The organism is Candidatus Eisenbacteria bacterium, from assembly GCA_018831195.1.
Classification (GTDB): domain Bacteria; phylum Eisenbacteria; class RBG-16-71-46; order CAIMUX01; family JAHJDP01; genus JAHJDP01.
Genome location: JAHJDP010000061.1, coordinates 1 through 25,902 on the forward strand (window position 1 = coordinate 1; position 25,902 = coordinate 25,902).

Sequence of the window (25,902 nt, forward strand, 5' to 3'; positions counted from 1 at the left end):
AGGCATTCATTGAAAGCTATAACCAAGATTGGTTGATCGAGAAGTTGGGATTCCGCAGTCCCGCTCAGGCGCGCCGTGACCGCGCTCAAGCAGAGGCTGCGTAAGGAATTCTTGTGTCCAAAGAACCGGGTGCGATACACCGGGACTCTCCCTCTTTGGCTCCTGGTCCAGTCTAAATGATGAAGCCGGCGGGTTGCTCGATACGGGAAAATCAGCGGGTGGATCACTCACTTGGTACCGATCTCAAGGCGCCGGCATTCAATTGGGTTATCAGTTCCAAGAGGTGAAAGACAAGACAAGGCACCAGACGGATATCGAGGCTTGGTGGAACATCGCCGGAGCCTCCACCCTTCGGCTACGAACGAGATTCCGCGAGGGGCCCGGTGGCTTGAATGAATACGCGGCCATGTTGGGATTCGATGTCATGTTCGGGTTTCCGGTCGCTCCTCGTGGGAATCTCGGCGGTATCCGCGGAAGGGTTTTTGACGCTCAACGGGAAAACCGCCCGGGTCTTGCGGGCGTAGTGGTGCGGGTCGATGAACATGCAACCGTCACTGGGGAGAATGGGGAATTCTCTGTTTCCGGACTATCGGCGGGTAGGCACCTGGTGGATGCGGATCTCCGTACGATCGGCCTCAGCCGACTGATCATCGGTCAAACGCCGATTAGAGCAGAAGTTGTTGGTAATGAGAAGCTGCATCTCGACCTTGCCGTCAGCGATGCGGGTTCTGTTATCGGCGCCGTGATCGATGCTCATAGTGAAGCAGACACTACAAATGCTATCCAATGGGGAATGGAGGGGACTCATCCGAATTTATCAGGAATACTGATTGAACTTTCAGATGAGAATACAAGGCGGGTCGCTCTTACCGATCGAAACGGCCGTTTTCGCTTTCAGCGGGTCGCTCCCGGCGCTTGGCGGCTATGGATCGACGCTTCAAGTTTACCGAGTTTTCACCTATTTGATCAGTGCTCTTATGATGTAAATGTCGCTGCGGGGCAAACCGTGGAGGAAAATTTTCATGTTCGGCGTCAACAAAGGGACATCAAATTTTTGGCGAAGCAATCTATGTTGAGATTGGGGAGGGGGTTGGATCACGATTCTGATTCAAAGGCGCATACAAACCATGATCGATCGTCTCCCAATAATAATTCTGAACAAGCTTTCGAGCAATCGGGAGAATCAAACCATGAATCTGAGCTTTCGATTCGGGATTCCAATAATCAGGAGAATAGTCCCTGGGCCGTAGCTGTTAAAGACGGCACCGCAAAGCTTCTGCTGGATGTTCGGGAAATATCTGTGGAATCGAATAAGGTTGTTCCTATTCGGGTCATGGCATGCGCCGGCGAATTCAAAGTAAATGTAACGAAATGGGTCAATTGGCATTCAAGCTCAATATGGGTTGTGCGAATGATTGATGGAGAGCTCTATTCAGTCGGTACAGGTGTTGCAAGTGTAATTGCGGAACTCGATGGCATTCGCTCCGAGAGTGTCACCGTGATTGTCCAGGCCGGTAGTCGTGCCGAGATTCTCCCGGAACAGTGAAAGAAACCTCACCCAGACGATTTGAAATAAACCCGATTTGCGAGCCCCAAAGTAGAGTATTATCCATCCTGCAATAGCAAAATCGACCTAAGGAAATGATGACGACTTATGATCGTGCAGTATTGATCTTCCAATACAAATATCGCTCGTGATACAAATGAGGCTGTCTTGTGGGGGTCAAGGGTTTGTGATATTCTGCCGAATGCGATATATACGGGTGGAAATTCCCGGCCGGCTGCTCTAGGCCGGTTATTCTCGTTAGAGAAATCCCAGTGCAACTGGTCAGCTTCAAATCTGAAAAGTGTGAGGAGTTAAAACATCATGAGATCAGCATCGAGTCGAATCTCCATCATATGGATATTTACCCTGGCATTATGCTTGGGTATGGCCGCCATTGGGCAGGCCATCGCCTTTACCGTAGATCACACCTCTACAGATATTTGGGAGATCCCTGAAACGGCGATTGCACAAGCCAAAACGGATCTACATATCGCCTATGGGCATACATCGCATGGAAGCCAGTTGATTTCCGGGATGGGAACGAGTGGGGGCGCGCAACTCGACCTCTTTATGACGAATAATGGAGCGACACCGGGCCTCTATCTTTGGAATAATGGTGGAACCGGGGGCGCCCTGGATCTTAGGGACACGCCCTTCGTCGGAGCCAGTGATCTCGGGAATCCCGATCGGTATGCATGGGAAACAGCGACACGAAACTACCTGGTGGGCCATCCAGAATGTAACGTCATCATCTGGTCTTGGTGCGGTCAAGCCGAAACCACAATTGAGAATATTGATATCTATCTGAATCTCATGGAAGGTCTCATCGCCGATTATCCCAGCGTATACTTTGTCTTTATGACCGGGCATTTGACCGGAACCGGAATCGACGGGACCCTGAATATTGCAAATGAGCATATTAGAAACCACTGCATAACCCATAATAGAATTCTCTATGATTTCGCTGATATCGAAAGTTATGACCCCGATCGGCTGGTCAATTATATGGAGCTGCTGGCGAACGATAACTGCGATTACGACAGTGATAACAATGGCACTCGCGACAGAAACTGGGCCCTGGATTGGCAGGGGACGCACACTGAGGGAGTTGATTGGTGGGCGTCGGGGGCGGCGCATAGCCAAGATCTCAATGGCAATCTTAAGGGATATGCGGCCTGGTGGCTTTGGGCGATGCTCGCCGGATGGAACCAGTGCGTTCCGGCGCCCTCGAATTTGACGGCGGTGGCAGATCCAGTAGCTTCAGAAATCGAATTGAACTGGACCGATAATTCCGATGTTACCAATGAAGATAGCTTTATCATACAGCGGCAGGTCGATGGAGGCGGTTGGGACCTCAGCTACGATTCTGTTCAATCTGATGTCACAACCTATACAGATTCAGAGCTGGCGATCGGTACATATGATTACAAAGTGGTAGCCCATCGCGATGATGACGGGAGTGGCGATCCGTGTGATTCACAGTCCTCAAACACGGCCACGGCTGAAATGACCGATCCAAACCTCCCAGCGGCGCCATCGAATTTGGAAGCGGTGGGGAATTCAGAATTCGGTTCGGTTTCGCTCACCTGGGTCGACAATGCCGTCAATGAAGACGGATTCATCATCCAGCGTCAAGTTGATGGTGGAGTTTGGAACAATACCTATGATATCGCAGGAGAAGACGCTGAGAGCTATACCGATAATAACCACGAGGGAGATCCTCTTCCTTCCGGAACCTATACCTATCGGGTCACAGCAACGAATTCCCATGGTAATTCCAGTCCATCTAATGAAGCCACCACTGTTATTTCATCGGAAGCTCCGGAAGCCCCAATGAACCTCATCTCTGAGATCATCGGGTTCGCTATCGCTCTCAGCTGGACCGATAACAGTGATAATGAGGAAAGTTTTATCGTTGAGCGATCTGTTGATGGAAGCGAATTCAGTGAATTGGAGCCGCTGCCGGCGAACACGGAGGGATACATTGACGAGGACCTCCCTCCATTACACACCTATACTTATCGTGTCATGGCGCGGAATAACTTCGGCGATTCAGATTATTCAAACGAGGTTTCCGAGTATATCGCCGAAGAATCATATCAAATCGTATTGAAACAGGGTGTTGAAGGGTACGAGGGATGCCGCGATGCCTATTTGGATGCGGGTAATCCAACATTTAACTATGGGGGCGATCAATATAATGATGTGAGGGACGATCCCAAATGTAACTTTATCATTTCATTTGAAATGCCTGAGGAAGTATTGGGAATGAGAATCCTCGAGGCCAAAATCGGATTTTATTGCTGGTCGATCAGTTCTTGGGAGGTGGACCAATATTTTACCCTCTGTCGCTTGACCGAATCGTGGGAAGAGGGTGCATCGGATGGAGCCTATGAGGAAGGGTGTGCCAGCTGGGTTGTCCGGAATGGGGAGGAAGTTTGGACGAATCCGGGGGGGACATTTGATCCAGTCGTTGTGGACAGTTCCTTGATTCCCAATGCCCCCTACTATCCTGAATTCAATGTTACCGATCTGGTTCAGGCATGGTCCAGCGGGACGACCGATAATGATGGACTGATCCTGATGAACAACACCGGTATTGTGACCGGGATCAAAGCAAGTGAGTACAGTGAGTACGGTCGGCCCTACCTCGAAATAACCTATTCCAGCCCCATCGCATCAGCCCCAACGGAGGAATCGAATCCCGGCCTGTCACTATTGCTCAATAGGCCGAATCCATTTTATGCAACGACAACACTTCGCTTCCAGGTCACTGAGACCCGGGATCTCCAGCTGAATATCTATTCGCTCGAGGGGCGCCGCGTGGCGACTTTGGTGGATGGGCCGGTCATGCCGGGGCTTCATGAGATCGACTGGCGCGGTTTGGATTACCGGGGTCGGGTGCTCGCTCCCGGTGTCTATTTTGCGCGGCTGAAATCGGGTCCGGACGTACATACAATGAAGCTGATATTGAGCCGGTGATTTGAAGACGACCAGAAAAATGGTGTGGGGTCCCTTAAGTGCTGGGGACCCCGCTGTCCAATGAACTGGCGTCTTTTAGGCCACCTGATCGATGTTTCTTCTCTGCGATGCCCATTTGTACAGGGTCTGTTCAAGTTCATTTGTATTGATCGGTTTGGCAATATAATCATCCATACCAACCTTCAGGCATTCTTCCCGATCGCCTTTCATGGCATTGGCCGTCATGGCGATAATGGGAAGGTACCCGCCCTGGAGTCTTTCGCGTTGCCTGATTAACCGGGTGGCTTCCAACCCACTCATAATTGGCATTTGGACATCCATCAGAACAATATCAAATGGCTCCAGAGCGGTTGTATCCACGGCGATCTGGCCGTTCTCAACTGTGATAACGAGGCAACCCATTCTTTCCAGGATTTTTTCCGCCATGAGGCGGTTGATAGCGTTGTCCTCAGCGAGCAAGACCTTGATTTTTGGCGTTCCTGAACCTGGAACGTAAGCCGGCTGTCCGGTTTGTTTTCGCTGATTCGGAGAGCCTGCCGCTTCATTTTGCAGACGGTAATCAACGGTGAAGTGAAACTTGCTGCCTTGATCCGGCCGGCTCTCGACCCAGATATCCCCCCCCAAAAGTACGGCCAGTTTATGGGAGATAGCCAATCCCAATCCCGTCCCACCATATTCGCGTGTTGTCGATCCATCAACCTGCTCAAAGCTGTTGAAGATTCTATCAATTTTGTCTTCCGGTATGCCGATCCCTGTGTCGGAAACAGTGAAGAAGAGACGGGCCTTCTGCTCGGATTTCTGATCCAACTCGCATGTTATGGAGACCTCACCCTCATGGGTGAACTTAATTGCGTTTCCGCCAAGATTTATCAGGATTTGCCGCAGCCGCCCGGGATCACCGATAAGTTGATCGGGGACATCGGCTTGAATATTCCAATTGAGTGTTATCTTTTTCTCCTGGGCCTTTACAACCAAGGGTTCCATGGCATTTACGATTGTCGTTCTCAAGTCGAATTCAATCTCATCAATATCAAGATGACCCGCCTCAATCTTGGAAAAATCAAGAATGTCATTGATGAGACCGAGGAGATGGTCCGCCGACGCCTTAATGGCGTTTAGAAACTCCCGTTGTTCTTCATCCAATTCGGTGTCCAGGGCCAGATAGCTGTTGCCTATGATGCCGTTCATCGGTGTCCGAATCTCGTGACTCATATTGGCGAGGAACTCGCTCTTGGCCCTATTCGCCGCTTCAGCTTTATTGGTCAGAGCCTTCGCCTGGCGCAGGGCTTCCTCCAATTTCAATTTGGCGTCGGCAAGCTGACTGTTTCTCTCTCTCAGAGCGACACTCGCTGTCTCCTTTTGCTCAATCAATGACTGAAGATTCTCGATCATCAAATTGAAGGCTTTGGCCAGAGTGCCGATTTCATCCTGTTTGGAGGCGATCTCTTCATCCATCGCCACGCTGAGATCACCTTGGGCCACCTGTTTTGATTTTTCTTTCAGCAGCAGGATCGGCTTTGTAATGGAGACAGTGAAAAAATAGGCGATAAATGTCGTAATAATCAGGATGACAATACAAATCTGGATGATATAGGTCTGTATTTGTACAAGGCCCTGGAGGAAGTCCTTGTGATATGCGCTGGCGCCGACAATCCAATCCCAGTCCGGCAGATAAGTGAAAGCTGCCAGTTTGGGTTCCGCTTTGGAGTCTTCCTGGTTTTTCCAGTGATAGTAGAGTGTGCTGGTTTGCCCTGGTTTCAGTAGATGTGCCTTTTTGATAATTTCCTGTACGAAGAAACCGCCGTCGGCGTCTCGTGTGTTATTGATATTCTCCCCGTCACGAAGGTGGTTTTTTGAAACGACATAGTCGCCTTTGCTGTTAATGACCCAGATGTATCCATTCTGACCGATTCGCTGCTCGGCGATTTTGTTCTTGAGATCATCTTGCAGCTTTTGTTCGAGTTCCGCACTCTTAAATTCCGTGTCGTAGAGATTCGCACTTACAATAAGCTGGAGGGGTTCAAAATAGGTGATGGCCGATACTTTTTGGTTTACATCGGAAGAAAGAATCTCGGCGCGCTTGTCTTTTAAAGGGTCTTCCCATGTGTAATGTATGATGTGAATCTCACCGGGCGAGAGGGTGGGAAGCGCTGCCAGCACCGCGTCGGCATACTGTTTCTGCGTTTCACCTGAAGTTAGCAAATTATGGTTCGTTTCCACACCATGCTCGCAAACGAAGCAACATCCCTTCATATCCCATAGGGAGATGTCGCCGCTATTGCCGATCCGGATTTGCGCGATCTTCTCGAACAGGGAGTGCTTCTCAGATGGCGTAAGAGCCATTGTCCTGTCCGCCATGCCGATTTCGAGCATTTGGCAGACATTTTCCGTAACCGAACAGAGTCGCTGCTCAATCAGGGCTTCTTCCCGTTTTAGAACGCGATCCTTCTGCTCCACGTAGGATTGGGTCATCTGATGCCAATCTCGTGAGATGATACGGAGATCATTTTCGATCGTCTCATAAGCGCGTGATTTGAAAGTCTTATAGCTTAATGTACCGAGAATCACTGTTGGCAATGTCATCAGCAGGAGGCAGAGACCGAGCAGCTTCCATTTGATGCTGAGGTCCGCCATACGGAATCCCCCGGGCTCGAGATCCCAGGGCTGCATGATCTGATCACTTCTTGTCGGATCTGGTGTTGTGATGAACATCTCATTAATCCTTGGGGGTTGGATAAACCGGCTAACTGCCCCTGAACTCATAGTTTATATAGTTATCGGTCCGGGCTCGGCGTTGCTTAGAATTGTTGATGCTCATTCAAGGTCATCCAAGATGATTAAATTTGCACAGAATAGAAACCCTAACTCATAGCAAACAAACAAGATAAGTGATTATTGGGTTGTAGGACCCGACATAATCTGATATTGACGGTCAGGATATGCAAAAAAGAACTTGTATTTTCCTTATTTATGTCCGATAGTGAAACTAATAGTGAATTGGGTAGTGACTGATTGACAGAGGTGATTGTGTTGGTTTTCCCAGATTTCCATCCACTCTGCAGTATCTTCCCTCTTTTAATACCGCTGTTTACAGCAGGAACACTCTAAAAGGAATGCGAATCATAACGGAATGAAACATTGGGAAATGGGGCTCAAAAAGGAGCTCCTTCAGAGTATATACGAGCTTGAATACGACCGGCCCACTCCGATCCAAACCCGAGCGATTCCCTTGGCCCTCGAGGGGAGGGACTTAATCTGTTCAGCCCAGACCGGGACGGGGAAGACCGCTGCCTTCGCCCTACCGATTCTCGATGATCTATCAAGGGGCAAGCCGTCCCAGCTCAGAGCCTTAATCGTGGTACCGACCCGGGAGTTGGCGATTCAGGTCGGTAAAAATTTCCAGGCTTTGGGCCGGTATCTCGATATCGTCACAGCCACAATTTATGGGGGCGTGCCGATTCAGGCGCAGGAAGTGCTGCTTCGACACGGCGCCGATATCATTGTCGCAACCCCAGGCCGTCTGAAAGATCATATCTGGCGCGGAAATATCGATTTTCGATATCTAAGGCACCTGGTTCTCGATGAGGCGGACCGGATGCTTGACATGGGCTTCATTCACGATATTCGAGAGATCGTCGAGCTCTTGCCGGTGGAACGCCAATCGATGCTCTTTTCAGCGACCCTCGATCAGGATATCCGCCGTCTTGCAAAGGATATCCTGAGAAATCCGGTTCGGATTGATGTTGCGCCCCCTTCGGTGACTCTCGATGAGGTCGACCAGTTTATTGTCCAGACCAGCCGGGCGCAGAAAAGATCGACTCTTGAGGACCTTCTCAGGGGCTGTTCGATGGAGAGAACGATTATTTTTGCGGGAACAAAGGTGGGCGCCTCGAGGCTAGCCGGCCGGTTAAGAGGTTTGGGCTATAGGGCTTCGGCCATCCATGGTGATAGGACCCAGGATGAACGGACCCGCACAATGGATGGTTTCAGAGCCGGCCGGATCGATATGCTGGTCGCCACGGATATCGCAGCCCGAGGAATCGATGTTGACGATGTCTCACATGTGGTGAATTATGACCTTCCATTCTCGGCCAAGGATTACATCCACCGGATCGGCCGTACCGCCAGGGCGGGGCGCCGAGGGATGGCCATTTCTCTGGTCACGCCCGAAGATCGCCGGGGGATTGAAGCCATAGAGCGGTTGATTTCAAAGAAGCTCTCCTGGCTGGGGGAGCCTGAACCGGCCGGATCCGGGGTTTCAGAGAGACCGGGCGGATCAGAAAGAAGACGCGACAAACGGCGCTTCAAGTGATATACTATGGCCGGATGACAGTTTGCACTGTGTTCCTTGCAGTGCGACCCACGCGGGGGTTCCGCGAGAACAAAGAGTCGAGAGTACGGCGGCCCCGCACTCCGACGAAAACCAAAAATGGAGTACGGACATGCCAATAACAGGTACAGTAAAGTGGTTTAACGATGCCAAGGGTTTTGGCTTCATAACTCGTGATGACGGCGAAAAGGATGTTTTCGTTCATCACTCAGCAATTCAGGCGGCAGATGGCGGCTTCAAATCTCTCGATGAGAACCAGAGGGTTGAGTTTGATGTCGTGCAGGGCCCCAAGGGTCCCGCGGCTGAAAACGTCGTGAAACTCGATAACTAACGGGTAGCCGAATAGAGCCTGGCTCAAGCGAGGCCCCTCTACTTAATTGTAGTGGGGCCTTGCTGCTATACCGCCGGATGATCCTGCTGCCCTCAAGTTTACTTTTTATATCGCAACTTGATGCTTCCCCAGGTCATTGCAGGTTATTGGAACGCCGCCACCCAAGCTGAAGAGCACTGTTGTGCCAACTATTGTATTGTTATTGAATAGAACTGTTGGGATGGTATAGTTAATCAACAATTGAAAATCTGTTTCGGGAATGTTGCCCGCCTTGTTCCAAACAAGATTACCAGTAAACTCGATGCTGAAATGCGGGTCTCCTACGGTCAAAGATTCATGAAGCCGAATTCGAGTCGCCCAGCGCCCTTCCTCATCTAGAAATAAATTATTTCTTATGGTTGCGGCGAAGTTGGTAACGGACAATCCCGAAAAACCAGCGCCTGATCCCACCCCAATAAAATGACAATCGATTATTGATATGAGACCGCCACCAGACCACAATGCCGATCCAGCTGCCCGAGATCCTGGGTGGATAACAAATTCGCATCCTTGAACAATACTCTCTTCATAATTATAAATGCTTGCTGAGCCACCGTTCCAATCAGCGTCGTTGTCTTCGAACTCGCAACCAATCATCTCGACTGTGGAAATATCCGTCAGGAAGACAGCGCCACCCCTGCCTGAAGAATCGTCCAATAAATAATTATCATGAAACCTGCAATCCAAAATTCTGGCCGAACCTCCGAGTCCCCTGCTCCACCAGGAAATAGCTCCACCGGCAATTTCCCCATATTCTTCCGGAGCGCCAGCCCCATTCCGAAGAGTGAAACCCTCTACCATGAGATCTTCAGCATCACCGCCTACCATGTAAATGATGCTCTTCTCCCGCCCATCAAATATCGCCGAGCCATCCAAGATGGTGTTTTCTTTCCCGTCAGTACTTATAAAAGCGAGAGATTTGGCTTCAAGGGGGATGTGTTCGTAGTAGGTTCCAGGGCCTACAAGAATAGTATCCCCTGAAGCAGCGATCTCGGCAACGGCACCGATCTGGTTTTCGGGCTGGGTTGGATTCCACTCCACCGTCCATGTGGCCGCTTCTGAATTGAAGGCGGCCCATAATCCCCATGTGACGAGGACAGCCGCGATTCCTGATCCGGCAGGTCGTTTTCGGTATATAGGTTTAAAGGAAATCAAGTATTCCTCTTTCCTCGCTATCCTGATTCTCCCGTATGATCAAAATTAACGAACAAAGACAAGACGCCGAATTCTATTTTGATCCGCTTGATGCCCAACCACCAATTCAGAATAACAGGCAACCCCTGGCAGAGTTTCAATCATGCGATCTGAAGAAAGGATACGCCAATCCCGAAGGGGGTGCGAGGGGTGATTCAGGAGTTAAGCGGTTGCCGATCGCAGATTATCATTGCTGGTCCAGGATGTTCACCGCGCCCGGTTTCCGGCGTTTTTATGTAAAAATCTGAAGAGGTCCCAGGTAGCTCTTCCGTTTGAATGGAAATCGGCTCAAAATTCAATTTGCAGGTACCGAGTCGGTTTGGTGGTTCATACGCAGAGAGGGGACCAAGGTGGAACACGGTGGGGGGTGGCAATGGAATTACAGCGATCCTATTTTCTGGGATCAGGCGGCCCATGAAGAGGAATGGCGGCGTGTAGCTGCATTGTGCCGAGAGTGCGGGCTCTGCCGGAAGCACTGCCCGGCCTTCGACGCGTTTTTCTCCAGTTCAGATCGGGATTCGAAAGCAACATCCGCCCCGGATTCAATATCCCTCGCGCAGAAAATGGCCGCTCTATGCACCCTCTGTGGGAAATGTACGAACGAATGCCCCTATAAACCACCTCAAGAGAGGATGATTGATTTTGCGCTTCTCATGCTTCGAACCAAATTGATTCTAGCCGCCAAAGCAGGAATCGCGGCACCCGATCGGTTTTTGGGAAATTCCGATCTCATTGGAGCGATCGGCGGACTCACCGCGCCTTTATCAAATGCGATGAATCGATGGAGAGTGGTCAGGCTCCTGCTTGAAAAGTCATTGCGGGTGCATAGAGACTGCCGGATTCCACGTTTTCACCGTCGAACCTTCGAGGGGTGGTTTCGAAAGAAAGAGCGGAGGATCAAACGGGCCACCTTGGGGCGGGGAGGGAAGGTCCTCTTGGCGCCGACCTGCTCCGTTAATTATTATTATCCGGAAATAGGCATCGCCGCCGTCCAGATTCTGCATCATCATGACATCCAGATCATCTGCCCGCCCGTCCGGTGCTGCGGCGGCGCCCATCTCGAAACGGGAAACAAAGAAGGTTTTGAGATGAATATGGAGGCGAATGTCACCGCGTTCCTGCCCTATGTAAAACGTGGTTATACAATTATAATGCCTCAACCTGCCTGTTGTTATACAACGATCGAACGAACTCCATGGGTTCTCGAGACCGCGGATGCCCGGCGTGTCGCCGAAGCGACCATTGGACTCTGTGAATTCTTGCTGGGGCTCCGGGAAAAGGGTCTCTTGCGCACCGATTTCCCCCGGCCGGGTGGGCGGTTTCTCTACCACACTCCCTTCGCTCCAGAACAACATGAGGGGGGCATCGCCGGATGGGAGCTGCTTGCGCTCATACCCGGGGCCGACCTTCGAATCCTGAACAGCACCGTCGGATCGGGTCGTACTTGGGGTCAGAGGACGGATCGTTATCCGGCGTCCCGGCGATTCATGAAGGAATTCATCTTGGAGCTGGAGAGAAGCCCTGCGGAAGTGTTAGTTTCAGAAGATCTGCAGGCCGGAATCTCGCTTGATCTTCCGGAGGGGCTTCGGCCGCGGCATCCGATCGAGGTCCTTCGGGATGCTTACGGCTTGTCCCCGAAGGGAGACATTCCGTTCGCGAAAGGAAAAGGTGCATGATGCTGCCGATCACCTTGGACGATATCCTGAGTTTGGATGAGTACGAACAGGAAAGAAATGAACACCGGAAGGAAATGATCCGGCTGAAAGTTAAAAGACGGATTTCGATTGAGGATGTCCTGACATTGGTCTTTGAGAATCGCAGCACCGTTCTTCACCAGATTCATGAAATGATCCGGGCGGAAAGGTTAATTGAATCGGACGCGATCGCACGGGAATTGGAAGTGTATAACGAATTTGTCCCCAAGGAGAATCAACTATCGGGGACTCTTCTTTTTGAACTTCGCGATCTCAACAAGATGACGGAGGATCTGGAACGCTTTCGAGGATTCGGCCAGGGTGTACACTTGTGGTTTGAAATTCCAGGGACTGACAGGATTCCGGCGGTGTTTGATTCAAGCCGGGATGAGGATGGGAAAATCCCCAGCGTTTATCATCTGTCATTTACTTTCACAAAAGAGCAGGCCGAGATCTTCTGTAAGTCCAGGCAGGAAGTGGTTCTGGTTTTGGAACATCCGGCTCTCAAGATGAGAACGGTTCTCAGTGAGGAACTCCGCGGCGAATTGATCGACGACCTATCCTGAGTTCAGGATCGCGCCTGATAAAACCCATCACCGGTTATGGGGATGGAGGATCGTGTAGGACGGCGGAAAGGAGTGGCCGGATGGAGAAGCAGGATCTTATTGTCATCGGCGGGGGCCCCGGCGGGTATGTCGCGGCGATTCAAGCCGCCAAACTCGGTTTGAAGACCGCCGTGGTTGAGGAAGATCAATTCGGGGGCGTCTGTGTCAATTGGGGCTGCATCCCCACCAAGGCGCTCTTGCGCAATGCCGAGATCTATCAACTCATTTTGCGGGGAAAGGAATGGGGATTTCGGATTCCGGAATGCGATGTCGATTGGCCGGCCGTCATCAAGAGATCCCGGAGGATTGCCCGCCGGATGGCGACCGGCGTGGAATTTTTACTAAAGCAGAACAATGTCTCCATGATTCAGGGACGGGGGCGCTTGGCCGGGACCCGGGAGATAGAAGTGACAAAGCCTGACGGATCGACGGAGTCGATCGCGGCCGACGGCATTATATTGGCGACCGGAGCGCATGCGCGAAAACTGCCGGGTGTCGATTTTGATGGGGAACGCATCATCACCAGCAAAGAGGCGCTGGCCCTCGAGGAAGTGCCCAAACGCCTGCTGATCGTCGGCGCCGGCGCCATCGGCGTCGAGTTTGCACAGATCTACGGCGATTTCGGGAGTGAGATTACCATTGTCGAGATGCTGCCTGAGCTGTTGCCGGTTGAGGATGAGGAAATCTCACTGGAATTACGGCGCCTCTTTAAGAAACGGGGATGGAAAATCCACACCGGCACACAGGTGACCTCCCTGGTCCGCCGGGAGGATGAAGTGGTCTACCGGATGGAGAAGGAAGGAGTGGCGGGCGAGTTCACGGCTGATATGGCGCTGGTCGCTATTGGTGTTGAGGGAAATGTAAAAGATCTGGGTCTCGAAGCGGTGGGGATCCACACTGCGAAGGGGTTTATCAAAACGGGATCCTTCATGGAGACAGGCGTCCCGGGGATCTATGCTATCGGAGATGTCGCCGGGCCGCCTTGGCTGGCCCATGTCGCCTCGCATGAAGGGATCACGGCCGTCTTGCATTTCGCCGGGAAAGATCCGGAACCGGCGGATTCGAAATTCGTCCCGGCCTGTACCTATTGCCATCCGCCCGTCGCCAGCGTCGGGCTGACCGAGCGGCAAGCCGCGGAGCAGGGGATCAAGACACGGATCGGGCGTTTTCCCTTCCGGGCGAATGGACGATCCATCGCTCAAGGTGAGTCGGAGGGATTTATTAAACTGATCTTCAGCGAGGCGGATGAGAAGCTGATCGGCGCGCATATATTGGGACCCGAAGCGCCGGAATTGCTGGCTGAACTTGGACTGGCGGCGACAGCGGGGACCACGCGCCATGAGCTACTGGGAACGATTCACGCGCCCCCGACACTTTCCGAAGTAATTCATGAAGCGGCGGGAGAGGCCTTTGGTGAAGCGATCCATATTTAGAACCGCATATTTAAAAAAGTACAGAAGGACGCGGACTTGTGGCTGACAATAGACGTTGGCAGGAGAACGATCCATATAGCGCGGGCGTTCGCGTTCCCGGTGCGCCGGTGCGCGTGGCGTTGATCCATGGGCTGTCTCCCTACCGGCCTCTTTGGGCGCTGCAAAAATCCCTCTGTGCCCAGCGGGAGAGGGGGGAATGCGAAGACACTCTTCTGCTCCTCGAACATGAACCGACGATCACCCTGGGTCGTTCAGCGCGGGAAGAGAACGTGAAAGAGGACCGCACCTTCCTGCGAAACGAGGGATTTGAGATCGTTAAAGTCGACCGCGGCGGGGATGTGACCTACCATGGCCCGGGGCAGCTGACCGGATATTTTATATTCGATCTCAAGGAACTCCGCACCAATCTTCATCAGTTTATTGCGACCCTGGAGGAAGTCATGATCCGCACGGCGGCCTGCTATGGGATTCGAGGGGGTCGTGTGGAGGGGTTGACCGGTGTTTGGGTCGGCGATCGTAAGATAGGGGCCATTGGAGTCCATATCAGACGATGGATTTCGACGCATGGCATTGCCTTTAATGTTAAGACGGATCTTGAAGCCTTCTCACATATCGTCCCCTGCGGTCTCAGCGACCGGGGTGTCACATCCGTGGCCGATGCTTTTGAATCACCACCGGAACTCGATGAAGTCGCCGGCCGCATGATACCCATCGTGGGTGATCTCTTTCGCAGAGAACCCCACACGATAGAGTTCGCTTCCTCGATCGAGGCGTGCCTGGACCTATAAGGGTGGATGGAAGGAGAAAGGAGAGTTGATGGAGCGGAAACCGGGCGGGGAGAGCGCCAAGCCGCAACGCCGTCCCCCGTGGCTGAAGATTCGCCTTCCTGAAACGGGTGGATTTGCGAACACACGAAAAATCGTATCCAGCCGCCGACTGCACACGGTCTGCGAAGAAGCCCGGTGTCCCAACATCGGTGAATGTTGGAGCGCGGGAACGGCGACCTTTATCATTTTGGGTGACACCTGCACACGCGCTTGCCGGTTTTGCGCCGTCAAGACAGGCCGGCCCGGCCTTCCCGATCCCGGGGAACCGGCCCGTGTTGCGGAGGCCGTTCGCGAAATGGGAATTCACCATGCCGTGATCACGAGTGTGACGCGGGATGATTGCGACGACGGCGGCGCAGGTCCCTTCGCCCTGACCGTACAGGCGATTCGAAAAATCAATAAGGAGTGCACCGTCGAGCTTCTCATCCCCGATTTCAAGGGAAACCCGGCGCTGCAGCAGATTGTCTTCGATGCAAAACCTGATGTGCTCGCGCACAATGTTGAAACGGTGCCCGCCCTATATCACACCGTTCGTCCGCAGGCCGACTATCAGCGGTCGTTAACACTCCTCGAGAGGGCCGCGGCGGCGGGACTCGCCGCAAAGTCGGGCCTCATGCTGGGTCTTGGGGAGACGAAGGATCAGGTCGATGAGGTCCTGCGGGATCTGCGGGCCCATCGCTGCACGCTACTGACGCTGGGACAATACCTCCAGCCGACGAAGAGCCATCTTCCAGTAGAGCAATTCATCACGCCCGATGAATTTAAAGAATGGGATCAACGCGCCAAGGAGCTTGGGTTCCGGCATTGCGAGTCCGGCCCTCTCGTTCGTTCTTCCTATCACGCGGAACGGGCGATCAACCCATCCGGCTAAAGACACGCCCGCCTGAAGAAGCCCCACTTACTCAAAAAATACAATTCGACTTGACGTCCGAACGCCTGTTCGGTAAGTTGGTTTCGATGAGGTCAAATCTGTCCCCAGCCAGAGGAGGCGGTTATGAAAGGGTTGAGCCCGCGGCAACAGGATGTTCTCGAGATGATCCAGAGCACCGTTAGTACAGAGGGGCGTTTTCCATCGGTGCGGGAAATTGGGGCGTCGCTCGGAATTTCATCGCCGGCCACCGTGAGCCAACACATCCGCGCTCTGCTGAAGAAAAAATTTCTGGAGCAGCGGGGGCGGCATTATGTCGTTCCCGATCATCTCCGCGACCATCGGGGCATCCCCGTTGTCGGGCGGGTCGCCGCCGGCGCTCCGATCACTTCCACGGAGCATGTCGAGGATTGGTTGAAGCTTGAATCGATGGCGAGCAAAGCGAGCGGTGAGACCTTCGCCGTCAAGGTGATGGGAGATAGTATGATTGATGACGGGATCCTTGAAGGGGATTTCGTCCTCGTTGATCCGGGGAGTGAAGCGGTCAACGGGGCCGTCGTCGTCGCTTATCTCGGTTCCGATCAAGAGGTGACCGTAAAGAGGTTCTATCGCCGCCCTGGCGGAGTGGAACTGCGGCCTGCCAATCCCGCCTACACCCCGCTGCAAATCAACGGGGGAGATGAACACTTTCGCCTGGCCGGACGGGTTGTCGGTCTGCTCCGGCGCCTTTAATCGCCTCGCACCCATTCTGCGGCAGCGCCGATATTTCTGCTGGGAGGAATCTAGAAACTCCCTTAAGGGATTCTCCTAACCTCTTGTCATTCTGCAGATGAGAGCCCTCTTTTTTAAATCCAACCAAATGATATTAAAGATTGTGCAGCGAACGATCGTACGGTATTCTTGTTTTAGGGTTCAACAAGGCAAAGTTGAGGATCTCCAGCCGGGAGAGATGGAGCATGCATTGGGAACAGGTGAACGAAGCCGTCAAGGTTCGCGCTGATTTTCAGGGCGGCGCCATCAGCCCCTTATTGATTAAACGGGGGGAGAAGACGGTTCGGGTTCGTGGGGTCAACACCCGCTGGATCGACACGCAGGGCCGTCACCGGCTCTGCTATTTCTCCGTCACCACCGACTCTGGAGATATCTATCAGCTCCGTTTTCACGGGGGAGAAATGACATGGCTGTTGGAGTACGTGATGTTCGAGGGGTAGCAGGGGCGCCGGTCTGGCGTGATCATCCGGCCTATCTGCATCTCGATATCGACGCCTTCTTCGCTTCGGTGGAGCAGGTGCGCAATCCCCGTCTGCGATCGCTGCCCGTCATCGTCGGCACGGGTGTCATCGCCAGTTGCTCCTATGAAGCGCGCCGTTATGGTCTGGCCGCCGGCATGCCTCTCTCGCAGGCGCAACGCCTCTGCCCCGAGGCGGTGGTCTTACCCGGCCACGCGCAGGTTTATCGCTGCTTTGCCGAGGAGCTCTTTGCCTTGACCGTCCAGCTTGGCCCCGCCGTAGAGACCTATCTTGATGAAGCCTATATCGACATCACCGGCACCGGCTCTCTTCACGGCGATTTTCTGAAGGCTGGACAGTGGCTGCGCTTGGAAGCCCGCCGCCGGACCGGGTTGAATGTCTCCGTCGGGATCGGTTCCAGCCGAATGACGGCCAAGATGGTGACCCGGCGTGTGAAGCCGGACGGGATCGGTTTTCTCCCCCCCGGCGCTGTTTCTGATTTTATGGCGGCCTTGCCGGTCACGGAGATCCCCGGTGTCGGTCATGCGACCGGCCGGATCCTCAAACGACTCGGCGTGCAGACGGTTGAGGATTTGCGCCGCCTTCCTGAACCGGCCTTGCGCGACTTGTTGGGGCCGGCGGCGAGGGTATTGCATCAACGCGCCTGGGGTCTCGATACGCGTCCCGTCAACCGCCGCGAGATTCCGGGAAGTATCCGCCGGGAGAGTTCCCTGGAAGAACCCACAATTGAAGAGGAGAAAATCGTGGGGATGCTTCACTATCTTTGTGAAAGGGCTCTTCTGGAGGTGCGCCGCCAAAGCCTCGCCGCCCGTCACTGCATGGTTTTTGTTAACTATGTCGACGGCCCCGGCGAGAAACGCCGCGTCCGTCTCGAGAGCCCCGTCTCATCGCAGGGGGTGGTCTTTCATGCCGCCCGAAAACTTTTGATGCCCCTGCTCAAACGGCGCGCCGCGGTGATGCATCTGGGATTGCAGCTCTCCGGTTTTGGGTCATGTCCCGGGGAGCAACAGAGTCTTCTGCCCTTGGAGGATGGGGATGATCCCGTTGAATCGATCGATCTGGATCGTTCCATCGATCGGGTTCGTGAACGATTCGGCTTCTCATCCTTGGTTCGGGGGCCTTCCCTGGAATTGATGGGACATCTGCCGCGCGACGCCCATGGTTATGTGCTTAGAACGCCCTGTTTGACCCGCTGAGTATGAAATCCCCCGGCCCGCCATGGGTGCCTCTCCTGGTTCATTCCCACGGTTCCCTCATGTGGGGAACGCAATCACCCGAGCAGCTGATAAACCGGGCGGCACTGGAAAGGATCCCCGGATTGGCGTTGACGGATCGGGACAATCTCTATCTCGCCGTTCCGGCCTTGAAGGCGGCGGCGGAGAGAAATGTTAAACTTCTGCTGGGAGCGGAGATCACAAGGCGGGAGGAAACGTCATCGGAGAGAAAGAGCGTGGTTGTCTATGCGCTCAATCTCGACGGATACGGGCGGTTGTGCCGCTTGATCACAGAGCGGCAAACAGGACCCGACTTTCAGATAATCCCATCGCTTCTGCGAGCCGGCCTTTCAGAAGTGGGCGCGGGTTTGTTTGTGGCGACCGAGGACGCCTCACTCCTCGAACGGCTGGCGGTTGAGTGCCCGGAGGATCGCTTGGGGGCGTTACTGGTCCGGAGCCCCGGCCGTTCGAGATGTCAGGAGTCCGCGTTGCGGGAAGCCGCCAAGCGCGGCGATCTTCCCCTTCTCGGGAGCGTGCAGATTACGGTGGCGGAACCGAGAGATCTTCACCTGCACAGACTGCTATGCGCCATACGCAAAAAGGAGATGGTCTCAAATATCACGGCGGATGATCAAGCCGGAGCCGGAACCGTCTGGCCCTCGCCGGAGGAGATGACCGAACTTTGGCAGGATGATCCGGGCGCCCTAGCCGGCAGCCGTGACCTGTTGGAGCGAAGCGAACTCACGATCCGCGATTTGACCTCCCGCGGGCCGATCTTTCCCACCCCACCGGGATCAAGCCGGGAGAAATCGTATGATCAACTCTATAGGATCTGCCAGGTGGGGCTGAACCGGCGTTACCCGCAGATAACGCCGCGGGTGGTCCGGCGTCTTCATAGAGAATTGGAGATTATCCGCGAGCTCGGCTTCATCGATTATTTCCTGGTTGTGGGGCGGATTGTGGCCGAGGCGCAACGGCGGGGGATACCAAATGTCGGCAGAGGGAGCGGGGCCGGTTCTATCGTCTCCTATGTCCTTGGGATAACCAATGTCGATCCTATACGTTATCGGCTTTACTTCGAGCGTTTTCTTCACAAACTGCGCCGTGATCTTCCCGATCTCGATATCGATTTCTGCTGGCGGCGGCGCGATGAAGTGATCCGTTGGGTCTATGAGACCTATGGGGCCGAGAGGGTCGCCATGATCTCGACCCACAACACCTTTCATCCTCGCAGCGCCTTTCGCGAGGCTGCCAAGGCCCTGGGCGTTCCCCACGGTGTTGTCAATCGCTTGTGCCGTTCCATTCCAAGGTGTTTCTTTTCCTCTGACGACGAGCCATCCGCCGCGCCGCCGCCTGCGCCGCAGAGCGCCGCGCCCCCCCGTTCGCTCATTGAAATGGTGCGGGCCGGTCCCCTGGGGCATCGAGTGCCCCTTGACGATCCCCCTTTCCCCGAAATATTTGCTCTCGCGGAACGGCTCCTCGGGATGCCGCGCCATCTCGGCCTCCACCCGGGCGGCATCGTGATCTCCGATCATGTCCCATTGGCCCACTATGTTCCCCTGCAACCGGCGGCCAAGGGGATCATCGTCACGCAATTCGAGATGCGCGCCATCGAGGAAGTCGGATTGGTGAAGATCGATCTTCTGGGAAATAGGGCCCTATCGACCATCGCGGAGACAGAAGAGATCCTCCTCGGCGGGGGTCAAAAATTGAATTGGGATGCGATACCGCACGACGATCCCAACACAGGACGGATCCTCTCAATGGGACAATCGCTCGGATGTTTTCAGCTCGAGTCTCCGGGGATGCGGCAACTTCTCGTCATGACAAACGCCAAGAATCTCGAAGGGGCCCTGCATGCCCTGGCCCTCATCCGGCCCGGTCCATCGGGATCCGGTATGAAAGAGGCCTTTATCCGCCGGGTGCGCGGGGAAGAACCAGTGTCGGTGCGGCATCCCCGGTTGGAATCTCTGCTCCTGTCGACACACGGCGTCATGCTCTATGAAGAGGATGTCATGTCGGTGGCCGCCTGCATCGGAGGTTTCTCACTGGCTTTGGGCGATCTTCTGCGCCGGGCGATCGCCGTCGCAAGGGCCGGGGAGAAGGGTGACGAGCCGGCGGGAGAGGACCCATGGACCGGCCGGACCCTTAAGGGTCTCGAAGACGGATTTCTGCAGCGCGCCGTGAATCAGGGCATCCCGGTTCAGATCGCCCGGGAGGTCTGGAAGGATCTGACACGCTTTGCGGCCTACGCCTTTTGTAGGGCGCATGCTGCGGGATACGCCGTCTTGGCCTATCGCAGCGCCTATTTAAAAGCCCACTTCCCCGGACCTTTTACAGCGGCTCTCTTTAACAATCACCAGGGGATGTATCCCCTTCGATCCCATGTCGAGGAGGCGCGGCGTTGTGGCCTCCTCATCCGGCCTCCCTGTATCCATCGCAGTGAAGAAGGGTGGAAATGGGAAACCGACGCCCTCCGCTGCGGATTGAATCGAATTCATAGGCTGACAGAGACGATGCGGGGAAGAATTCTGGAGGAACGGCGGAAGGAACCTTTTCGCTCGCTGGGGGATCTTTGGAGCCGGGTTCCGGCGACATTTCCCGAGATAGAGGCCCTTGTCCGCATTGGGGCGTTGGAAACGGTGCCCCCGGGCGACAGGCGATCGCATCTTTGGGAGCTTTATCGTCTTGCCCGGCGAACCCGCTCTTCTCACGCCGCCGCGGCCACGGCGGCTCCCACACTTTCCCTGCCCCCCCCCAAATCAGTGGCCGTCATGACAGAGATGGCGCCCCCCTCGCTGTGGGAAAGGTTATGCGACGAGATGGAGATTCTCGATATGGCGCTATCGGGCCATCCCATAGAAGTCCTTCGCCGGATGGGTGCTTTGGCGGACGCTTTGGCAAAGGCTTTGAGCGCCGCCCGGGGGAATGGAAGGGGGGCTTTCCGAGGCGGCCGGCCGGGGCGGCTGGATGACAGCCGCGATATCCCCAAGGGGGGGCGTTGCACGATGGCCGGGTGGATCGCCGCCATGCGGCGGGTTCAAACATCGCACGGCGACCCGATGCTCTTTGTCACGCTTGATGACGAATTCGGGCTTGTTGAATCTGTTGTTTGGCCCGGGCTCTACCACGAGGCGGTGCGGGCCTTGGGCGCCGGACGTCTCTGGCTGGTCTCCGGTATTGTTAAGGAACGTTACGGTGCTTACACATTAGAGATGGATGCGATTCACCCCATGCATGAGCTTTCAAAGGCGCTCCACAGAACGGACCCAATGAAAGCAAACTAAACGAAATCAACCAAACGAACCAAACCAAACCAATTTAGACAACAACAATTTCGCCCGCGCGACCCTCTTCCATCCGGCCGATCTGTGAAGCCTCGATACCTTCTTGCAGCAGGATCTTCAGAAGGGAGGGGGCGGAGGATTCAGAAACAGAAAAGAGAAGGCCACCCGATGTTTGGGGGTCGAAAAAGGCCAGCATGGGCCAATCATCCTTGTCCATCTCGGATTGTAGGAAGGATTTTAGATAAAGCTGGTTCGCCCGCAGTCCACCGGCGATTTGCCGGTCTTCAGCCATCTCCCGCGTGCCGGGAAGGATACGGACCGAAGAGGCCTCGACCACGGCGCGAAGGCCGCTTTGCTGGGCCATTTCATGAAGATGGCCGAGCAGTCCGAATCCGGTGATATCGGTCGCCGCGTGGGGATCGAAGGGGAGCGCGACCGTCAGCCCTTCCCTGTTCAACCGGCGCATGGAGCGGGTCATCAGGGCCAGCGATTCTTCCCCGAGTTTGCCGTTGCGCAGCCCCGTCGCGAGCAGGCCTGTACCGATCGGCTTTGTCAGAATAAGCCGGTCACCGGCTCTTGCTCCCGCCTTTGTTAAAATACGCTGTGGATGGATCCGGCCCGTGACGGCGAGGCCGAAGAAAGGTTCCGGATTGCGCACCGTATGGCCGCCGAGAAGGGCGACGCCGGCTTCATCGAGAACGTCCTGCGACCCCGACAGGATTTCGGCCAGGATATCGAGAGACAATAGATCCGTCGGAAAACCGACAATGTTCAAGGCGGTCAAGGGCTCGCCGCCCATGGCGTAGATGTCGCTCAATGAGTTGGCGGCGGCGATGGCGCCGTAGTCACGGGGGTCATCCACAACCGGGGTGAAATAATCGACCGTTTGTACAAGAGCCAGATCATCGCTGATTTTGTAGACACCCGCATCGTCGGCGGCGTTCATTCCTATTAAGACCGACGGATGGGACCGGGCCGCCCTCTGTGTCTTTGCCAGCACGATCTCCAGAGCCTCCGGAGAAAGCTTGGCCGCTCAGCCGGCGCAGCTGGACATCTCGGTCAACCGCCGGATTTCCTCTCGACTCATCCTTTGTAACTCCTAACGTACATATCCAAATGTAAATGCCAAAGACTCAAGCCAGATTGGCCGTCTTTTAATAGACAGCCAATCTGGTTTTAAAATGGCGATTCTTCGGCGGGACTCAGCGTCCCAGTTTGAGCAATCGGACCGCCGGTTGATCACCGCACCCGCGGACCCTTGCCCAGTAAACGCCTTGGGCGACCTTCCTGCCGCTCTGATCCCGGCCATCCCACATCACATTGAGCGGTGTGGGACCCGCGGACCATGCTTTGCGCCAGACGCGGCGCCCCTGAACATCATAAATCTCCACGGTCCGGCGGGATGATGCCGGCGGCAGGGTCATCGAGACCGATTTGGTAAAGGGACTCGGCGTCGCTTGGAAAGAGAGGCGGACCTGATAGGAGGCTATGAAGGGGCCCGCTTGCGGATCGACCCCCTGCGGCGTATCCATGAGGATCCAATAGGCATACGTTTCGCCGGGGAGGAGATCGGTATCCATCCATCCCATGATGCGGGCATCGGGATCGAGCCAGCTCACATCCCCATAGAGCGTATAAGCGCCCGACCGGGGATCATCCGGATTGACGAGAGGTCCGCGTCTCGCAATGAGGAAGGAAGAGGGCGAAAGGTCGGCGGGCGCCTCCCATTGCAGGCGAAGGCCGCCGGGGTGCGCCTCGATCCCCGCTGAGGCGATGAGGACAGGGGTCGTCCCCGTTGTATCGGGGATGCTGTCGCCTTGAAATGTCCAATCGGCCCGGCGGACATAGACATCCCATCCCAGGTCCCGTCGCGTGTCGGCAAAGACAAACCGGATCGAATCGGCGTGCGCATCCACGGCGGGAGAGTACCGGAAGGCGCCCTCCCGCAGGGGCGTTACAAGGAAGGGTTCGCTCAGCGGCCGGCCGTCGGCTTCATAGGTGCGGCCCATGATCTTGGCCTGACCTTCGTAGTTGTCCCACCAGGTGACGATAAAGCGGCCGTCCTCATTCATGCTGACGCGCGGCCAGTGGGAGATGTCGGCCTGCGGGTTTTCGCTGACGATGAGCAGGGTGTCTTCGGGCGGGCGGGGGAGGGATTGGCCCGGCTTCCAACTCTCCTTCATGAAAGAGGGGGGTGTGTATAAGCGGGCGTGCACGCCGATCGTGCCATAGGAGTTGTCATCCCAAACAATGACATAGCTGCCGGGACCGACGGCGACATCCGGGTGAGCTTGTACAAAATTCTCTCCCTCATCTTCACCGCCGACAAGTTTGTTGGCCAGTGGGAGGTTATCCGCCGTCATGAAATACTCTTGAGCATAGATGTCGAGGCCGCCGTTGCGGCCATCCGTCCAAGCAACGACGATTTGGCCATAATCGGAAATGTCGGCGGCGGAGTAATACTGGCTGGCGGTGCGGGCGTTCAAATCCACAAGATTGATGATGCCGCCGTAGGTCTCGAGACCTTCGGGGCTGTAACGCTGCATGAAGATATCCCCGCCTGAGCTGGTTGAGTTATCCTCCCATACCACGGCCATCAAACCGGAGGATTCGTCGACAAGGGCGGTAGGCGTCGATTGCGGGCTGCTTGAAATCAGGGGAACGGCGAAGTTATTTCCGACGACTTCCCCGGCCGGGTCGAAGACCTGCGCCATGACCCGGCCGCGCCCCGTCTCGGTATTGATGAGCCAGGTAGCGAGGTAGTTCTTGGTCGGGGTTGCGGCAACACGCGGTGTGGCCACAATGACGCTCGTGATATCCAGCGGATCCCCAAAGCGGCCCAAAGGTTCCGCGCTGATAAGGAAGGAGGGGCCGGAGGGACTTCCATTGGGATGGAGAAAACGTCCGAAGAGGTTCGGATTACCGGTTTGCTGATCGACCCAAACGGCCATCCCCGAACCGTCATCTCTGAGGGCGACATCCGGGAAGAGCTGCGTCGCCCCCGGTTCGACATGCATGAGCCGGGTGGGGTATTCGGCGAGGTCGCCGGAGCTGTCCACCATCTTCATATAGGCGAGTCCGGCTCCGGAACGCTCATCAACCCATACACTGGCATACCGTCCATCAGCGGCCGCGGTCGATGCCACACTCAATCCGACGACATTGCCGGGATTATCGACGGTGATGATATCGCTGGCGGGCGCTCCGCCGGCTTCAAAAATCCGAACCATCGGCAGCCAGTCGCTCTCTTGGAAGCCAAGCCAATTCACCATGAACGAGCCGTCGGGCTGGATCGATAGATTGTTATAAAGCTCTTCGGCGCCCGCCGGAATCTCCTGCACGGCCGTCTTGCCGCCGAGCGGCGCGCCGACTATGGAATAATAGTTAAAGTAGAGCTCGCTCGCGCCGCCCGTCGTATCCTTCCAAAGGATCAGAAGGGATGAATCGGGCATCACCTCGACCGTCGGTTCGGACTGCTCACCCGTATCAGCCGCCAGGCGGACGCTGAAACCGATCGCTTCGAGTTGATCGGTGAATCTCCGAAACCAGATCTCATCATCGGCGCCGTTGGATCTTTCCTCCCAAGTCAAAATCCAACCGCCACCCGGGCAGGCGGCGATAGAGGGATTTCTCGCCGATTCCTCATCAACGAGGATTACATCATTGTCTCCGAGGGGCACGCCATCCGGGCTGACACGGCGTCCGAATAGAGAGTGGGCTTGGTAGCGGAAATCCCTGTAGACGAGCAAGGCTGTGCCGTCTTCCTGAACGGCGATGTCCAGATCGGTGGGGGAGCCGCCGCGCTCATTGGTGAGGATCGGAATGTTCTCACCCACAAGGGATGCGTCCTTCAAGATCCTCTGAGTGTAGACATTGGTATATTGCCGGACATCAATCCAAGCAACCCATCCTGAGGAATAGTCGGGAGAGAAGGCCATGACAGGGTTGAACTGATTGGCGAGCCGGTCATCATCGTTCAGCAGCTTAAGCTCGCTGATCGGTTCGCCCTCCTCCGTCATTTGGACAGCGAAAATATCCCTCTGCCCCCGGCGGGAATCGATCCAAACATAGAGGTACGAACTATCCGGCAGGCCGGCAATGACAGGTGACCTGGCCTCGCCTGTTCCAAAGACCTCATCATTGAGCTGGTACTCGTCGGTTTCCGGCAGGGCGTAGCCGACGCTCCATACCAGCAGGATAAGGAAAGAGCAAAGGATGCAGAGTCTCGGGAATCGCACGGCGGGACTCCTTTCTTTGGGGTGTGAGTCGAACCCCTTCTGAACCCCCGGCGGATGGGTGAAG

18 protein-coding genes are annotated in these 25,902 nt (G+C 55.1%); 14 read left to right on the top strand and 4 right to left on the bottom strand.

Features of this window, described 5'->3' with window-relative positions; translation table 11 throughout:
* Positions 1-193 precede the first annotated feature (193 nt).
* Positions 194-1,546, top strand: coding sequence for a carboxypeptidase-like regulatory domain-containing protein (locus KJ970_10710; protein MBU2691385.1), 1,353 nt, complete (start codon positions 194-196; stop codon positions 1,544-1,546).
* Positions 1,547-1,867: 321 nt separating this feature from the next.
* Positions 1,868-4,528, top strand: coding sequence for a DNRLRE domain-containing protein (locus KJ970_10715; protein ID MBU2691386.1), 2,661 nt, complete (start codon positions 1,868-1,870; stop codon positions 4,526-4,528).
* 75 nt (positions 4,529-4,603) lie between these two features.
* Here the strand turns inward: KJ970_10715 and KJ970_10720 are convergent, their stop codons facing one another.
* Positions 4,604-7,240 (bottom strand): Cache 3/Cache 2 fusion domain-containing protein, encoded by a 2,637-nt coding sequence (locus tag KJ970_10720; GenBank protein ID MBU2691387.1) that lies wholly within the window; start codon positions 7,238-7,240, stop codon positions 4,604-4,606.
* Positions 7,241-7,658: 418 nt separating this feature from the next.
* On the opposite strand from KJ970_10720, the gene KJ970_10725 reads away from it, so the two are divergent.
* Positions 7,659-8,840, top strand: a complete 1,182-nt coding sequence (locus KJ970_10725; GenBank protein ID MBU2691388.1) for a DEAD/DEAH box helicase — start codon at positions 7,659-7,661, stop codon at positions 8,838-8,840.
* A 130-nt stretch (positions 8,841-8,970) separates the two neighbouring features.
* A complete protein-coding gene (locus KJ970_10730; GenBank protein MBU2691389.1) occupies positions 8,971-9,189 on the top strand; it encodes a cold-shock protein in 219 nt (72 codons plus the stop codon).
* A gap of 105 nt (positions 9,190-9,294) precedes the next feature.
* On the opposite strand, the gene KJ970_10735 is transcribed toward KJ970_10730, so the two are convergent.
* A complete protein-coding gene (locus KJ970_10735; GenBank protein MBU2691390.1) occupies positions 9,295-10,383 on the bottom strand; it encodes a hypothetical protein in 1,089 nt (362 codons plus the stop codon).
* Between the two features lie 35 nt (positions 10,384-10,418).
* On the opposite strand from KJ970_10735, the gene KJ970_10740 reads away from it, so the two are divergent.
* The 10 genes from KJ970_10740 (at position 10,419) to dnaE (ending at position 21,600) form a co-directional block, all read left to right on the top strand.
* Entirely contained in the window at positions 10,419-10,670 is a 252-nt protein-coding gene (locus KJ970_10740) for a hypothetical protein (protein ID MBU2691391.1), read from the top strand.
* 102 nt (positions 10,671-10,772) lie between these two features.
* The gene (locus tag KJ970_10745; GenBank protein MBU2691392.1) at positions 10,773-12,098 is read left to right on the top strand and encodes a 4Fe-4S dicluster domain-containing protein; all 1,326 of its coding nucleotides are present in this window, start codon (positions 10,773-10,775) and stop codon (positions 12,096-12,098) included.
* Positions 12,095-12,682 carry a DUF3501 family protein gene (locus tag KJ970_10750; protein MBU2691393.1) on the top strand — a complete coding sequence of 196 codons (588 nt, stop codon included), beginning with the start codon at positions 12,095-12,097 and terminating at the stop codon, positions 12,680-12,682. The genes KJ970_10745 and KJ970_10750 overlap by 4 nt, the downstream gene beginning before the upstream one ends.
* Before the next feature lie 80 nt (positions 12,683-12,762).
* Positions 12,763-14,154, top strand: coding sequence for a dihydrolipoyl dehydrogenase (gene lpdA / locus KJ970_10755; GenBank protein ID MBU2691394.1), 1,392 nt, complete (start codon positions 12,763-12,765; stop codon positions 14,152-14,154).
* A 107-nt stretch (positions 14,155-14,261) separates the two neighbouring features.
* The gene (gene lipB / locus KJ970_10760; GenBank protein ID MBU2691395.1) at positions 14,262-14,942 is read left to right on the top strand and encodes a lipoyl(octanoyl) transferase LipB; all 681 of its coding nucleotides are present in this window, start codon (positions 14,262-14,264) and stop codon (positions 14,940-14,942) included.
* Positions 14,943-14,970: 28 nt separating this feature from the next.
* Positions 14,971-15,852 carry a lipoyl synthase gene (lipA, locus tag KJ970_10765; GenBank protein ID MBU2691396.1) on the top strand — a complete coding sequence of 294 codons (882 nt, stop codon included), beginning with the start codon at positions 14,971-14,973 and terminating at the stop codon, positions 15,850-15,852.
* 123 nt (positions 15,853-15,975) lie between these two features.
* The gene (gene lexA, locus KJ970_10770) at positions 15,976-16,581 is read left to right on the top strand and encodes a transcriptional repressor LexA (protein ID MBU2691397.1); all 606 of its coding nucleotides are present in this window, start codon (positions 15,976-15,978) and stop codon (positions 16,579-16,581) included.
* 224 nt (positions 16,582-16,805) lie between these two features.
* A complete protein-coding gene (locus tag KJ970_10775; protein MBU2691398.1) occupies positions 16,806-17,060 on the top strand; it encodes a hypothetical protein in 255 nt (84 codons plus the stop codon).
* Positions 17,027-18,295: a DNA polymerase IV gene (locus tag KJ970_10780; protein ID MBU2691399.1), complete on the top strand. Its 1,269-nt coding sequence runs from the start codon at positions 17,027-17,029 to the stop codon at positions 18,293-18,295. Before KJ970_10775 ends, KJ970_10780 begins: the two co-directional genes overlap by 34 nt.
* A 59-nt stretch (positions 18,296-18,354) precedes the next feature.
* The gene (dnaE, locus tag KJ970_10785) at positions 18,355-21,600 is read left to right on the top strand and encodes a DNA polymerase III subunit alpha (GenBank protein MBU2691400.1); all 3,246 of its coding nucleotides are present in this window, start codon (positions 18,355-18,357) and stop codon (positions 21,598-21,600) included.
* Positions 21,601-21,634: 34 nt separating this feature from the next.
* On the opposite strand, the gene selD is transcribed toward dnaE, so the two are convergent.
* Both selD and KJ970_10795 read right to left on the bottom strand, forming a co-directional pair.
* Positions 21,635-22,600, bottom strand: a complete 966-nt coding sequence (selD, locus tag KJ970_10790; GenBank protein MBU2691401.1) for a selenide, water dikinase SelD — start codon at positions 22,598-22,600, stop codon at positions 21,635-21,637.
* 202 nt (positions 22,601-22,802) lie between these two features.
* Positions 22,803-25,838, bottom strand: a complete 3,036-nt coding sequence (locus tag KJ970_10795; protein ID MBU2691402.1) for a hypothetical protein — start codon at positions 25,836-25,838, stop codon at positions 22,803-22,805.
* Between the last annotated feature and the right edge of the window lie 64 nt (positions 25,839-25,902).

Excerpts from the sequence above, each read along its gene's own strand:
- KJ970_10780 (MBU2691399.1), top strand. The coding sequence starts at position 17,027 with ATGGCTGTTGGAGTACGTGATGTTCGAGGGGTAGCAGGGGCGCCGGTC.
- KJ970_10750 (MBU2691393.1), top strand. The coding sequence starts at position 12,095 with ATGATGCTGCCGATCACCTTGGACGATATCCTGAGTTTGGATGAGTAC.
- KJ970_10740 (MBU2691391.1), top strand. The coding sequence starts at position 10,419 with ATGATCAAAATTAACGAACAAAGACAAGACGCCGAATTCTATTTTGAT.
- lpdA (MBU2691394.1), top strand. The coding sequence starts at position 12,763 with ATGGAGAAGCAGGATCTTATTGTCATCGGCGGGGGCCCCGGCGGGTAT.
- lexA (MBU2691397.1), top strand. The coding sequence starts at position 15,976 with ATGAAAGGGTTGAGCCCGCGGCAACAGGATGTTCTCGAGATGATCCAG.
- lipA (MBU2691396.1), top strand. The coding sequence starts at position 14,971 with ATGGAGCGGAAACCGGGCGGGGAGAGCGCCAAGCCGCAACGCCGTCCC.
- KJ970_10775 (MBU2691398.1), top strand. The coding sequence starts at position 16,806 with ATGCATTGGGAACAGGTGAACGAAGCCGTCAAGGTTCGCGCTGATTTT.
- KJ970_10720 (MBU2691387.1), bottom strand. The coding sequence starts at position 7,240 with ATGTTCATCACAACACCAGATCCGACAAGAAGTGATCAGATCATGCAG.
- KJ970_10725 (MBU2691388.1), top strand. The coding sequence starts at position 7,659 with ATGAAACATTGGGAAATGGGGCTCAAAAAGGAGCTCCTTCAGAGTATA.
- dnaE (MBU2691400.1), top strand. The coding sequence starts at position 18,355 with ATGTGGGGAACGCAATCACCCGAGCAGCTGATAAACCGGGCGGCACTG.
- KJ970_10730 (MBU2691389.1), top strand. The coding sequence starts at position 8,971 with ATGCCAATAACAGGTACAGTAAAGTGGTTTAACGATGCCAAGGGTTTT.
- KJ970_10715 (MBU2691386.1), top strand. The coding sequence starts at position 1,868 with ATGAGATCAGCATCGAGTCGAATCTCCATCATATGGATATTTACCCTG.